The 13,230-nt window shown below is 74.0% G+C and carries 13 protein-coding genes; 1 reads left to right on the forward strand and 12 read right to left on the reverse strand.

Features of this window, described 5'->3' with window-relative positions:
- Positions 1-5: 5 nt before the first annotated feature.
- From ABIB53_RS02035 to ABIB53_RS02055, 5 genes are all read right to left on the reverse strand, one after another.
- Positions 6-1,961 carry a M13 family metallopeptidase gene (locus tag ABIB53_RS02035; RefSeq protein WP_354586930.1) on the reverse strand — a complete coding sequence of 652 codons (1,956 nt, stop codon included), beginning with the start codon at positions 1,959-1,961 and terminating at the stop codon, positions 6-8.
- Between the two features lie 72 nt (positions 1,962-2,033).
- A complete protein-coding gene (locus ABIB53_RS02040; RefSeq protein ID WP_123093283.1) occupies positions 2,034-2,246 on the reverse strand; it encodes a hypothetical protein in 213 nt (70 codons plus the stop codon).
- Positions 2,247-2,334: 88 nt separating this feature from the next.
- Positions 2,335-5,901, reverse strand: a complete 3,567-nt coding sequence (smc, locus tag ABIB53_RS02045) for a chromosome segregation protein SMC (RefSeq protein WP_354586931.1) — start codon at positions 5,899-5,901, stop codon at positions 2,335-2,337.
- Between the two features lie 102 nt (positions 5,902-6,003).
- Positions 6,004-6,327: a chorismate mutase gene (locus tag ABIB53_RS02050; protein ID WP_229299218.1), complete on the reverse strand. Its 324-nt coding sequence runs from the start codon at positions 6,325-6,327 to the stop codon at positions 6,004-6,006.
- A gap of 63 nt (positions 6,328-6,390) precedes the next feature.
- Complete coding sequence (locus ABIB53_RS02055; protein WP_229299219.1) at positions 6,391-6,675, reverse strand: acylphosphatase; 285 nt, start codon at positions 6,673-6,675, stop codon at positions 6,391-6,393.
- A gap of 88 nt (positions 6,676-6,763) precedes the next feature.
- Between ABIB53_RS02055 and ABIB53_RS02060 the strand changes: the two genes are divergently transcribed.
- On the forward strand, positions 6,764-8,674 hold the full coding sequence (locus ABIB53_RS02060) for an acyltransferase family protein (RefSeq protein ID WP_354586932.1): 1,911 nt from the start codon (positions 6,764-6,766) through the stop codon (positions 8,672-8,674).
- 105 nt (positions 8,675-8,779) lie between these two features.
- Here ABIB53_RS02060 and mutM read toward each other — a convergent pair whose 3' ends face one another.
- The 7 genes from mutM to rsmD form a co-directional block, all read right to left on the reverse strand.
- On the reverse strand, positions 8,780-9,655 hold the full coding sequence (gene mutM, locus ABIB53_RS02065) for a bifunctional DNA-formamidopyrimidine glycosylase/DNA-(apurinic or apyrimidinic site) lyase (RefSeq protein ID WP_354586933.1): 876 nt from the start codon (positions 9,653-9,655) through the stop codon (positions 8,780-8,782).
- On the reverse strand, positions 9,648-10,439 hold the full coding sequence (gene rnc, locus ABIB53_RS02070; protein WP_354586934.1) for a ribonuclease III: 792 nt from the start codon (positions 10,437-10,439) through the stop codon (positions 9,648-9,650). Before rnc ends, mutM begins: the two co-directional genes overlap by 8 nt.
- A gap of 11 nt (positions 10,440-10,450) precedes the next feature.
- Entirely contained in the window at positions 10,451-10,645 is a 195-nt protein-coding gene (rpmF, locus tag ABIB53_RS02075; protein ID WP_068274571.1) for a 50S ribosomal protein L32, read from the reverse strand.
- Between the two features lies 1 nt (position 10,646).
- Entirely contained in the window at positions 10,647-11,240 is a 594-nt protein-coding gene (locus ABIB53_RS02080; RefSeq protein WP_068274569.1) for a YceD family protein, read from the reverse strand.
- Between the two features lie 130 nt (positions 11,241-11,370).
- Positions 11,371-11,868: a pantetheine-phosphate adenylyltransferase gene (gene coaD / locus ABIB53_RS02085; protein WP_354586935.1), complete on the reverse strand. Its 498-nt coding sequence runs from the start codon at positions 11,866-11,868 to the stop codon at positions 11,371-11,373.
- Between the two features lie 54 nt (positions 11,869-11,922).
- On the reverse strand, positions 11,923-12,483 hold the full coding sequence (locus tag ABIB53_RS02090) for a hemerythrin domain-containing protein (RefSeq protein ID WP_354586937.1): 561 nt from the start codon (positions 12,481-12,483) through the stop codon (positions 11,923-11,925).
- Between the two features lie 105 nt (positions 12,484-12,588).
- On the reverse strand, positions 12,589-13,164 hold the full coding sequence (gene rsmD, locus ABIB53_RS02095) for a 16S rRNA (guanine(966)-N(2))-methyltransferase RsmD (RefSeq protein ID WP_354586938.1): 576 nt from the start codon (positions 13,162-13,164) through the stop codon (positions 12,589-12,591).
- Between the last annotated feature and the right edge of the window lie 66 nt (positions 13,165-13,230).

Below are 13,230 nucleotides of genomic sequence, written 5' to 3' on the forward strand. Positions count from 1 at the left end.
AGGCATCAGAAGATGAGGACGCGGTCCGCCGGGTCGAGCCACATGCCGTCGCCCTCGGCGACCTCGAAGGCCTCGTGGAAGGCGTCGATGTTGCGGCACGCGTTGCCGCGCAGGTCCTGCGGGGCGTGCGGGTCGATGGCGAGCAGGCGCTCGGCCTCCTCGCGGCGGGCGTCGCCGCACCACACCCGCGCCCAGCTGACGAAGAAGCGCTGGTCACCGGTGAGGCCGTCGTCGCCCACGCTCGTCGCGGCCTCCTCGCCGACCGCGATGCGGTAGGCGGCGTGACCGATGGCCAGGCCCCCGATGTCGCCGATGTTCTCGCCGACGGTGAGAGCGCCGTTGACCGCCCGGTCCGGCGCGGTGCGGCTGCGCTGCCCGTCGAACTGCGCGCGCAGACGGTCGGCCAGCGCGGTGAAGGCCTCCTTGTCCTGCGGGGTCCACCAGTCGCGCAGGGCGCCGGTGCCGTCGAAGCTCGCGCCCGAGTCGTCGAAGCCGTGCCCGATCTCGTGCCCGATGACCGCCCCGATGCCGCCGTAGTTGACCGCCGGGTCGGCGTCGGCGTCGAAGAAGGGCGGCTGGAGGATCGCCGCGGGGAAGACGATCTCGTTCATCCCCGGGTTGTAGTACGCGTTGACCGTCTGCGGGGTCATGAACCACTCGTCGCGGTCCACCGGGCCGCCGAGCTTGCCGATCTCGCGGTCCGCGGCCAGGGCGTTGGCCCGGCCGACGTCGGTGAGCAGGTCACCGGTCAGCTCCAGCGCGGAGTAGTCCTTCCAGCGCACGGGGGCGCCGACCTTCGGGGTGAAGGACTCGAGCTTGGCCAGGGCCTCCGCCTTCGTCTCCTCGCTCATCCACGACAGCGAGGCGAAGGAGCGCCGGAAGGCCTCGACGAGGTGCTCGACGAGCTCGTCCATCGCCGCCTGGCTCTCCGGCGGGTAGTGCCGCTCGACGTAGAGCTTGCCGACGACGTCGCCGAGCGCCCCCTCGAGCAGGCTGACGCCGCGCTTCCAGCGGGCCCGCTGCTCGGGGATGCCCGACAGGGTGCGCCCGGCCAGGTCGAAGTGGGCCGCGACGAGGTCGCGGCCGAGGTGCGGCGCGGAGGCGAGGACGACGTGCCAGCGCAGCCAGGCCCGCCAGTCGGCGACGTCGACCTCGTCGAGCGCGGCCGACAGCGAGCGCAGGTAGTCGGGCTGCCGGGCGATCGCCCGCTCCAGCGCGCCCTCGGGCATGCCCCACGCCTGCGCCCACGCGGCCCAGTCGAAGGACGGGGCGGCCTGCGCCAGCTCGTCGGCGGTCATCGGGTTGTACGTCGCGACGGCGTCGCGGTTGCTCACGCGGTCGAGGTGGCCCGTCGCGAGACGGTGCTCGACACGCAGCACGGCGTCGGCGACCGACCCGGCGTCGGCCGTGCCGGCGAGCGACAGGAGGGTCTCGACGTGGCCGCGGTAGGCCCGCAGCACGGCCGCGTGCTGCTCGTCGCGGTAGTAGCTCTCGTCGGGCAGCCCGAGGCCCGACTGCTCGAGGTAGACGACGTACTCGTCGGGGTTGCCGTCGTCGGTCGCGACGATCGGGGCGAGCAGCCCGCCGACGCCGAGCCGCCCGAGGCGCCCGGTCGCGACGAGCAGGGAGCGGGCGTCGTCGACGGCGTCGACCTCGTCGAGACGGGGGCGAAGGGGGGCCAGCCCGGCGGCCTCGACCGCCTCCTCGTCCATGAAGGAGGAGAAGAGCCCGCCGATGAGCCGGGCGTCGGGGTCGGAGCCGGGGTCGGCCGCCGCCTCCTCGACGATGGCTCGCACGTCCTCCTCGCTGCGCTCGCGCAGCACGTCGAAGACGCCGTAGCGGCCCTTGTCGGCGGGGATCTCGACCGAGCTCAGCCAGCTGTTGTTGACGTGACCGTAGAGGTCGTCCTGCGGGCGGGTCGTCGGGTCGAGCGGGTGGTCGAAGGTCGGCGTCTGCGTCACGTCGTCAGTCAAGCACGCAGCGCCGACGCCGGCGCGCCCGCCGGGGGTGGGCGCACGCCGCGAGGACGGTCGTCAGTCGCGCTTGCGACCGGCCGTCGCGCCGCTGATCGCGGCGGAGGTCCGGCTCGCGGCGGCGTCGGCGCCGCCGCGCACGCGCACGACGACGCGCTCCCCGCGGGGGGTGAGGAGGTCACGGCCCTCACGGCGGGCCGGCACGAGGACGACGCCGAGCACCGCCAACGAGAGGGCGACGCACAGGAGGAGGCCGACGACGATCGCAGTCATGGTCGTATCGTCGCCGACCGCTGCCCCGGGGCACGAATCGACACGCCCCGCAGGGGTGCTCGTGTCCAGGGTCGAGCTCGCGTCGTGCCTAGGACGCGACGTCGCGGATGCGCTGGCTGACGACGGTGGTGATGCCGTCGCCGCGCATCGAGACGCCGTAGAGGGCGTCCGCGACCTCCATCGTCTTCTTCTGGTGGGTGATGACGATGAGCTGGCTGGAGTCGCGCAGCTCCTCGAAGAGGGTGATGAGACGCCCGAGGTTGGTGTCGTCGAGCGCGGCCTCGACCTCGTCCATGATGTAGAAGGGGCTCGGCCGCGCCTTGAAGATCGAGACGAGCAGCGCGACGGCCACGAGCGAGCGCTCCCCGCCGGAGAGCAGCGACAGGCGCTTGACCTTCTTGCCCGGGGGGCGCGCCTCGACCTCGATGCCCGTCGTCAGCATGTCCGAGGGGTCGGTGAGGGTCAGCCGGCCCTCTCCCCCGGGGAAGAGGCGGCCGAAGACCCCTTCGAACTGCTCGGCGGTGTCGCGGAAGGCCTCCGCGAAGACCTGCTCGACCCGCTGGTCGACCTCGGCGACGATGTCGAGGAGGTCCTTCTTGCTCTGGCGCAGGTCCTCGAGCTGGGTCGTGAGGAAGGTGTGGCGCTCCTCGAGCGCGGCGAACTCCTCGAGCGCGAGGGGGTTGACCCGCCCGAGGGCCTTGAGGCCGCGCTCGGCGGCACGCAGGCGCTTCTCCTGCTCCTCGCGCACGTACGGGCGCGGGGCCGGGGGCTCGGCGTCCGGGTCGTCGTCGGGCGAGGGCACGTGCGGCACGCCCTGGTGGGGGCCGTACTCCTCCATGAGCACGTCGGGGTCGATCCCGAGCTCCTCGATGGCGCGCTGCTGCAGCTGCTCGATCCGCGCGGTCTGCTGGGCGCGCGCGACCTCGTCGCGGTGGACCGTGTCGGTGAGCTCGCGCAGCTCGTCCTGCTGGGCGGCGAGCGCCGTGCGCATCTGGGCCAGCCGGGTGTCGCGCTCGGCGCGGGCGGCCTCGGCCTGCTGCTGGGCGGCGGCGGCCCGCTCGACGGCAGCGGCGACGAGGGTCGCCGCGTGACGGGCCGCGTCCTGGACGGCGGCGGCCACGCTCGCCTCACGACGGCGGCGCTCCTGGCGGGCCCGCAGCCGCTCGCGGGCGGCGATCTCGTTGCGCGCCGCGCCCTCGAGGCTCTCGGCGCGGCCGTGCAGGGAGTGCGCCCGCTCCTCCGTCGTGCGCAGGGTGAGGCGGATCTCGGTCTCGGCGGTGCGGGCCCGGCTCGCCTCGAGCTCGAGGCGGTCGCGGTCGTCGGTCGTCGGCTCGGCCTCGTCGGCGGCGGGCTCGGCGCTCGCCTGCTCGAGCCGGGAGCGAAGGGCGGCGAGCTCGGCCCGGTCGGACTCGAGGCCCGTCGTCAGCGCGGCGATCGCGGTCCGGGTGCGCTCGGCCTCGGCCCGGGCGACCCGGGCGGTCTGGCCGTGGCTGCCGAGCTGCTCGGCGACGGCCGACATCTGCGCGTCGCTGTCGTGCAGGGCGTCGAGCGCGGCGTCGCTCGCCTCGCGCGCCCGCTCGAGGGTGGCGCGGGCACGCGCGAGCTCGAAGGCTGCGCGCTCCCCCGCCGACGTCGCGTCGGCGACGGCCGTACGAGCCTCGTCGAGGGCGGACTGCACCTCGATGAGGCTCGGCGCCGAGGCGGAGCCGCCCCGCACGAAGCCGGGCCCGAAGACGTCGCCGGCCCGCGTCACGGCGGTGACGCCCCGCTCGGACAGCGCGATGGCGTCCTCGTCCTCGCCGACGAGCGCGACACGGTCGAGCACCTGGGCGACGGCCGGGGCGACCTCGTCGGGGGCGGCGACGACGTCGATGGCCCAGGTCGCCGAGGCGGGCAGGTCCGGCCAGGTGGAGCGGTCGACGACGCCGGCGGTGGCGCCGACGACGAGGTAGACCTGGCCGGCGTCCTCCTCGCGCAGGCGGCGCACGGCGGCGGCCGCGTCGGTGGCGGACCCGACGGCGAGGGCCTCCGAGGCCGAGCCGAGGGCGGCGGCGATCGAGGCCTCGTGCCCGCCGGAGACGGTGATGAGCTCGGCGATCGAGCCGAGGATGGTCGGGGCGCCCTGACCCGCGGCGTCGCGCAGGGTCTGCGCACCGTCCTTGCGGCGCAGCGACAGCTCGAGCGCCTCGACCCGGGCCTGGGCCGCTCCCCGGTCGCGCTCGGCGGCCCGCTCGGCCTCCTGCCAGCGGGTGACCTCGGCCTCGGCCGCGTCCTGGGCGGCGCTCGCCCGCTCGAAGGCCTCGTCGAGACCGGCCTCGCTGCCCTCGGCATCGGCGATCGAGGACTCGAGCTGGCGGAAGGCCTGCTCGGCCTCGGCCGCGCGCTCCTCGGCGCGGGTGATGACCCCTTCGAGCCGGCCGACCTCGGCCTCGGCGGCCTCGACCTTGCTCTGCCGGGCACCGACCTGGCCGGTGAGCCGGGCCAGCCCCTCGCGGCGGTCGGCGGCAGCACGCACGAGCCGCTGGACCCGGTCCTGCTCGGCGCTGTGGGCGGCCTCCGCCGCCTCGCGGGCGGCGGTGGCGTCGGCGAGCCGCTGGGTGATCTGGTCGATCTCGGCGCGCAGGGCGTCCTCGTCGGCCCGGGCCTGGGCGGCCTGGCGGCGCAGCTGCTCGGGGTCGCGCCCGCTCGTGCTCTCGTGCTCGTCGTCCTGGCCGAGCAGGCGCACCCGCTCGGCGGCCACAGAGGCCGTGGACTCGAGCCGGTCGCCGACCGAGCGCAGCCCGACGAAGCGGCGCGAGGCGTCGGCGAGCAGCGGGGCGGCCTGGGCGGCGAGCGCCTCCTGCTCCCCGATCTCGGCGCGTGCGGTCGCGAGCGCCTCCTCGAGTGCGGCCCGGCGGCGCAGCATCGCCGTCTCGTCGGCGACCTCCTGCTCCAGGGCCGAGGTCATCTGCACGAGGTCGTCGGCGACGAGGCGCAGCCGGGCGTCGCGGGCGTCGGTCTGGATGACGGCGGCCTTGCGGGCGGCCTCGGCCTGCCGGCCGAGCGGTCCGAGCTGACGGCGGATCTCGGTCGTGAGGTCGGCCACCCGGGCGAGGTTGACCTCCATCGTCTCGAGCTTGCGCAGCGCCCGCTCCTTGCGCTTGCGGTGCTTGAGGACCCCCGCGGCCTCCTCGATGAAGCCGCGGCGCTCCTCGGGGGTCGCGCGCAGCACCGCGTCGAGCTGGCCCTGGCCGACGATGACGTGCATCTCGCGCCCGATGCCGGAGTCGGAGAGCAGCTCCTGGATGTCGAGGAGCCGGCACGAGGTGCCGTTGATGGCGTACTCCGAGCTGCCCCCGCGGAACATCGTGCGGCGGATCGTCACCTCGGTGTAGTCGATCGGGAGCGCGCCGTCGGTGTTGTCGATGGTCATCGAGACCTCGGCGCGGCCGAGCGGCGCGCGGCCCGCCGTGCCGGCGAAGATGACGTCCTCCATCTTGCCGCCGCGCAGGCTCTTCGCGCCCTGCTCGCCCATGACCCAGGCGAGGGCGTCGACGACGTTGGACTTGCCCGAGCCGTTCGGCCCGACGATGCACGTGATGCCCGGCTCGAGACCGAGGTGGGTGGCGGAGGCGAACGACTTGAAGCCCTTGAGGGTCAGGCTCTTGACGTACACGTCACGCTCGCAATCGGATGGGCAGGCGGTCACGGCCGCGGCGGCCGACGGCCGTCACCCTACCGGGGCGAAGGGGGGACCCCCGGGTCCTTCGTGCGCGGCTCAGCGCGCGTCGGGCTCCTGCGGCGGGGCGACCGGGGCACCCTCGGCGATCGCCTCGTGGTGGCGGATGACCTCGGCGATGATGAAGTTGAGGAACTTCTCGGCGAAGTGGGGGTCGAGCCCGGCGTCGTCGGCCAGGGCGCGCAGCCGCTCGATCTGGCGCTCCTCGCGCCCCGGGTCGGCGGCGGGCAGACCGAGCTCGGCCTTGAGCACCCCGACCCGCTGCGTGGCCTTGAAGCGCTCCGCGAGCAGGTGGACCAGCGCCGCGTCGACGTTGTCGATGCTCTGGCGCAGGCGGTGCAGCTCGGGCGGGGTCTGGCTCACGCCCAGCACCGTAGGCGCTCCCGCCGCTCGCCCGCGAACCCGTCTCACTCCCCCAGATCCGGGCTACCGCTCGACGAAGCCGGTGCGGTCCCCCTTCGCCGGGGCGTCGTGGCGCACGACGGTCTCGACCCGGCCCGGGCGGCGGGTCGTGCTCGGCGCCTCGCGCAGCAGGGCCTCGAGCCGATCGAGCTGCTCGGGCTCTCCCTCGGCGACGACCTCGACCCGCCCGTCGTCCATGTTGCGGGCGTGACCGACGAGGCCGAGCTCGAGGGCGCGCGCCCGGGTCCACCACCGGAAGCCCACCCCCTGGACCCGGCCGCGGACGAAGAAGGTCGCTCTGGCGCTCATGCCGAGGACGCTAGCGCCGCAGGCGGTCTCGGCGCGCCCACGGTGCGCCTCCCCAGGGTTGTCCCAGGCAGCCCATAGCGTGCCCCTCGTGGGTGCAGCCATCCCGACGACGACCCCGGCGCAGGACACCTCCCGTCCCCTGCCCGACGGCGTGCTGCCCGCTCGCACCCCGAGAGGGCATCTCGCCGGGCTCGACGGGCTGCGGGCCCTGGCCATCGTCGCCGTCGTCCTCTTCCACCTCGACCCCGCGTGGCTGCCCGGCGGCTTCCTCGGTGTCGACGTCTTCTTCGTCATCTCCGGCTTCCTCATCACCACCCTGCTCGTGCGCGAGCGCGAGCAGAGCGGCACCGTCGACCTGCGCGGCTTCTGGACCCGACGGGCCCGCCGGCTGCTGCCCGCCCTGCTCGTGTGCGTGCCGGCGTGCATCCTCATCGCCCGCACCGTCGAGGCCGACCTGCTCGTCGGCATCCGGCGCCAGGCGCTCGGGGCGCTCACCTTCTCGACGAACTGGCTCGAGATCGCCGGTGGCAGCGACTACTTCCACTCGACGAGCCCCCAGCTCTTCATGAACTTCTGGTCGCTCGCGGTCGAGGAGCAGTTCTACCTCGTGTGGCCGCTGGCGACGATCGCGCTGCTCGCCGTGCGCCGTCACCTCGGCCTGAGCTGGGGGGCGATCGCCACCGCGGTCCTCGGCATCGGCGTCGTCTCCGCCGTGCTCATGGCCGTGCGCTACGACCCCGACTTCGTCACCCGCGTCTACTACGGCACCGACACCCACCTCGTCGGGCTCATGCTCGGCGCCGCGATGGCGATGTCGTGGGCCGGGCCCACCCGCGCCGGCACGACGAGCCCGACGTGGCACCGCTACCGTCGCCACCTCCTCGTCGCCGCGGGCCTGGCCCTGCTCGCCCTGCTCGCACTCGCCGACGAGGGCTCGGCGTGGACCTTCCGCCTGGGCATCCCGCTCGCCTCGCTGGCGACCGCGGTCCTGCTGCTCGGCGCGGTCGACCGGCCCGGCCGGCTGCGCTCCACCCTCGAGCTGGCGCCGCTGCGCTGGATCGGCACCCGCAGCTACGGCATCTACCTGTGGCACTGGCCGGTCATCCTCGTCATCGGCCAGGACCTGCCGAGCGCCGCCGGCACGGGCGAGTTCGTGTGGACCCGGGCGTGGGCGGTCCTCGTGACGATCGCCATCGCCGACCTGTCCTTCCGCCTCGTCGAGACGCCGGTGCGCCGGCTCGGCTTCGGCGGCGCGCTGCGGGCCCTCGGCCGCAGCCTGCACTGGGCGACGCCCCGGGCGCGCCAGGTCGGCGCCGGCGTCATCGTCGTCAGCGGGCTCGTCCTCGCCGTCGTCCTGCTCACCGCGCCCGACAAGACGAGCACCCAGGCCACCCTCGAGGAGAACGCCGCGCAGGCCGCCGCGCCGCGGGCGAGCACCGAGGACCAGGTCGACGAGGGCAACCCCGACTTCACGATGCCGAAGGGCTCGCAAATCGACGTCTTCGGCGACTCGATGGCCGTCGGCAGCGTCCACGCCCTGCGCTACTACTTCCCCGGCGTGCAGATCGACGCGAAGTCCAACCGGCAGTGGTCGGACGGGCAGCGCGCGGTCGAGCAGGCCGGTGACTCCCTGCGCCGGGCCGTCGTCCTCGCCTTCGGCACCAACGCCGGCACCGACGAGCGCACCGTGCGCGCGCTGCTCGACGAGATCGGGCCGGACCGCATGGTCGTCCTCGTCAACCTCCACGCCGACCGGCTCTCGCGCATCGAGGGCGACAACGACACACTCGAGACCATCGCAAAGGACTACCCCAACGTCGCGATCGCCGACTGGGACGCCGCGGTGGCGAAGGACCCCTCCCAGCTCCAGGCCGACGGCATCCACCCGTCCCTGTCCGGGGCGCACGTCTACAGCAAGGTCATCCGCCAGGCCTTCGCCGACCTGTCCGAGAAGCACACGGGCAAGCCGGTGCGGCTCAAGGAGCTGCCGATGCCCTGACGGGCGTCGGGCGCACCGCGGGTTCGAAGAAGGATCGTCACCTCGAGGTGACGATCCTTCTTCGATCCACGGGGCCGGCCGCCACCGTGGTCGGGCACACCGCGGTCAGGCTCGCGGCAGCCGGGGCCTGGGCTGGCAGCGCGGGCACGAGGTCGAGCTGCGGTTCATGAACTGCTCGCGCCGCATGAGCGTGCCGCACCTCGGGCACGGCCGGCCCTCCTGGCCGTACGCCGCCAGCCTGCGGTCGAAGTACCCGGACGCGCCGTTGACGTTGACGTACAGGGCGTCGAAGCTTGTCCCCCCTTCGCCCAGGGCCTGGGTCATGACGTCTCGGGCATGGCCGAGCAGACGCTCGATCGCGGGCTTGGTGAGCGAGGACGCCGGGCGCTCGCCGTGGATCCGGGCCCGCCACAGCGCCTCGTCGGCGTAGATGTTGCCGATGCCGGAGACGACCCGCTGGTCGAGGAGCACGCGCTTGATCCCGCTGCTGCGGCGCTTGATCTCGCGGGCGACGGCCCGGTCGTCGAAGGCGGGGTCGAATGGGTCGAGCGCGACGTGGCCGACCGCCTCGGGCACCCCGTCGGGGCGAAGGGGTGACCACGCGAGCCCCCCGAAGGTGCGTTGGTCGACGAAGCGCAGCTCCGGTCCGTCGTCGGCGAAGCCCAGCCGGGCGTGGAGGTGGCGCGGGTCGGGCGTGCCGGGGGTGCTCACGAGCATCTGGCCGCTCATGCCGAGGTGGACGACGAGCCCGTGGTCCGGTGGCTCGAGGGGTCCCGGGGCGCTCGCGAGCCACAGGTACTTGCCGCGGCGGTGCGCGCCCGTGATCCGGCTGCCGGTGAGCTGACGCACGAGGTCGTCGGGCCCGGGCAGGTGGCGCCGGGCCACCCGGGTGCCGCGCAGCTCGACCTGCGCGACCGTGCGGTCGACGACGTGGTCGGCCAGCCCGCGGCGGACGACCTCGACCTCGGGGAGCTCAGGCACCCCGGTCGGCCGGTGCGGTGGCGGGGTCGGGCGCGCTCGAGCCGGCGGCGGCCATCGACTCGGTGATCGCGGTCCACGCGGCGCGCGCGGCCTCCTGCTCGGCGACCTTCTTCGCCCGGCCGGTGCCGCTGCCCCGGGGGACGTCGTCGACGAGGACCTCGGCGGTGAAGACCTTCTCGTGGTCGGGACCGGTCGCGCTCACCCGGTAGTGGACCGACCCGGCGCCGGCGGCCGAGGCGGCCTCCTGCAGCGAGGTCTTCCAGTCCAGGGCGACGCCGAGCGTCGCGCTGCGGCGCATCACCGGTCCGAGCAGGCTGTGCACGAGCCGGCCGGCGGCGTCGAGACCGCGCGGCTGGGGCGCGGAGAGGTAAATGGCGCCGATGACGGCCTCGAGCGTGTCGGCGAGGATCGAGTCCTTGTCACGCCCGCCGGTCGCCTCCTCGCCACGCCCGAGCGCGACGTAGTCGCCGAGCCCGATGGTGCGCGCGACGTCGGCGAGCGCACGCATGTTGACCACCGCGGAGCGCAGCTTGGCGAGGTCGCCCTCGGCCATCTCGGTGTGCGTGTTGTGCAGGTGGTCGGTGACGACGAGCCCGAGGACGGAGTCCCCGAGGAACTCGAGCCGCTCGTTGTGCGGGATCGAGCCGTTCTCGTAGGAGTAGGAGCGGTGCGTCAGGGCACGCGAGAGCAGCGGCTCGTCGACGACCTCCTCGATGGTCTCCTGAAGGAGAGCGAGCAGGTCCTCGACGGGCCGCTGCGCGGTCTCGCCTCGCTGTGCGCTCACAGCGAGCGGGCTCAGCCCTGGTGCTCGGTGCGGTCCGCCGTCGCGTAGTAGCGACCCTTGTAGGTGCCGCAGGCCGGGCAGGCCTGGTGCGCCGGGGCGGGCGACTTGCACTGGGGGCAGGTCGACAGCGCGACCGGCGTCGCCTTCCAGTTCGCGCGGCGCGAGCGGGTGTTGGAGCGCGAGAGCTTCCGCTTCGGGACAGCCACGTCAGGTCCTCTTCTCTTCGTCGTCTCCCCCGGCACCTTCTGCCAGGGGACGGAGTGCCTCGAGGGAGGCCCACCGGGGGTCGATCAGCTCGTGCTGGTGGTCCGGGTCGTCCTCGAGCCGTGCTCCGCACTGCGGGCACAACCCGGGGCAGTCCTCCCGGCACACCGGCTGGAACGGCAGCGACGGCAGCACTGCGTCCCGGAGCACCGGGTCGAGGTCGATGACGTCGTCCTCGATCGTGTGCTCCTCGTCGGCGTCCAGCTCAGCAGCCACCTGCCGGTGGTGCTGAGCCCGGTCGGGCCACACGAAGAGCTCCTGGAAGCGGACGTCGACCGGGAGGTCGATGTCGTCCAGGCACCGTACGCATGCCCCGGTCGCGGTGGCGTCGACCGTCCCGGTGACGAGGATCCCCTCGTGCACCGACTCCAGACGGACGTCGAGGTCCATCGGGGATCCGGGCGCGACGGCCAGGACGTCGGTGCCGAAGTCGTCCGGCGCCGCGACCGTGCGGCGCACTTCGCTCATCGATCCTGGCCTGCGGCCGACGTCCTTGGCGTCAAGGGCGAACGGCGAGGCAGCGTCGAGGTGCTTCATGACTCCACACATGTCTTCGGGACGGTCCACGACGTCGTGACGCGGACCGACGCCCAACGGTACCGGAGCACTCGCGCGCGCCCAAACCCGCTGTCGCGGGTCCCCCGTCGCACCGGTGGCGAAGGGAGGGTCACCGCCCGCCCTGGCGCTCCAGGAGCGCGTCGCGCACCTCGTCGCTCACCAGACCGGTGATGTCGCCGCCGAAGCGGGCGACCTCCTTGACGAGCGAGCTCGAGACGTGCGCGAGCGCGGGGTCCCCGGGCAGGAAGACCGTCTCGATGCCGGTGAGGTGCGCGTTCATCCGCGCCATCGGCAGCTCGTAGTCGTAGTCGGTGCCGCCGCGCAGCCCCTTGAGGATCGCGCTCGCGCCGACCTCGAGGCACACGTCGACGAGCAGGCGGTCGGCGAAGGCCTCGACGCGGACCCCCGGCAGGTCGCCCACCTGGGCCTCGATGAAGCCGATGCGCTCCTCGACGGCGAAGGTGCCCTGCTTGGCCGGGTTGTGCAGGACGGCGACGACGACCTCGTCGAAGAGCCCGGCCGCCCGGCGCACGACGTCGACGTGGCCGACGGTCACGGGGTCGTACGAGCCAGGGCACAGAGCGCGGCGGGGCGCGGCTGAGGTCATGGCGTCACTGTGCCAGAGGCCGTGCCGCCCGCCCCCGCCGCACCCCGCGGCGGGTCACTCGTCCTCGGGCTGCTCGTCGTTGGGCAGCAGGCCCTGCTCGTAGTCGCGCTTGACGAGGGCCTCGACCTGCTCGAGCGAGCCGCAGCCCTCCTCGAGGAGACGGTTGCGGTGGGTGCACCAGTCGACGCCGAGCTGCTGGCGCAGCTCCTCGCTCGCCTCGGTGGCGGCGGGGTTGAGGATGCTCAGTTCCTCCTCGCCGATGTGGTGCATGAGGGCGGTCGCGACCTTCTCGACGGCGTCCTCGTACTTCTGGGTGTCGGTGCCCTTGGCCTGGAGGAGGTGGAGGAGCTCCTCGTTGCAGGCGGCGTGCTCCTCCTCGCCGTGCTCCTCCTCCTCGCCGTCGATGACCTTCTTGGACTTCAGGCGCGGGTAGACCTGCTCCTCCTCGGCCTCCGAGTGGGCGATGAGCAGCTCGGAGAAGGCGGCGCGGGCCGAGTCGCGGTCGGCGGTGGCGTCGCGCAGGTCGCGCAGCAGCTCCTCGAAGCGGCGGTGATCGTCCTTGATGAGCTCGACGATGTCTCCGGACGTGGGTCGTGCGATGTCGTGATCAGCCATGCCGTCAACGTAGGCCGGACGGCCTCGGATCGGGGACTTCGCGCCGGGGCCTGTCCACGCAAGGGGGACCTAAGTGGCGCGGCCGGCAGGCCACGTCCGTGGTGCTCAGATCTGGTAATCGGCAGCCCAGGTGCGGGCGTACCAGAGGACGGTCTCGCCGTAGTCCTTGCGCGCCTCGAGGGTCAGCCCGGCGGGCCATGCCGGCTCGGGGCTGCGGCTCGAGCGCTCGACGACGACGAGGGCGTCGGGGCTGAGCCACTCACGGGTGAGCAGGAGGTCGAGCACCGCGGCGAGGGAGTCCTCGTCGACGTCGTAGGGCGGGTCGGCGAGGACGAGGTCGTAGGCGAGGGTCGGGGTGCGGTCGAGCGCCGCCTCGACGGTGCCGGCCTGGACCCGTGCGCCGGCGGCGCCGACGTCGGCGATGTTGGCGCGGATGACCCCGATGGCCCCGCGGTCGGACTCGACGAGGAGCACGCTCGCGGCACCGCGGCTGGCCGCCTCGAGCCCGAGGGCGCCGGAGCCGGCGTAGAGGTCCATGACGTGGGCGCCCTGGACGGCGTCGCGGGACTCGAGCGCGGAGAAGAGCGCCTCGCGCACGCGGTCGCTCGTCGGGCGGGTCCCGCCACCCGCAGGGGTGCGCAGGCGTCGCCCGCCGGCCTGGCCGCTGATGATGCGCGTCACGCCACCATCATGGGTCATCGCGGCGCGCGCTCCCACCTCGGTCCGCGCCCGGACCTCTCCCCCGGT

The sequence above is a fragment of the Janibacter sp. UYMM211 genome (assembly GCF_040547045.1).
Classification (GTDB): Bacteria; Actinomycetota; Actinomycetes; order Actinomycetales; family Dermatophilaceae; genus Marihabitans; species Marihabitans melonis.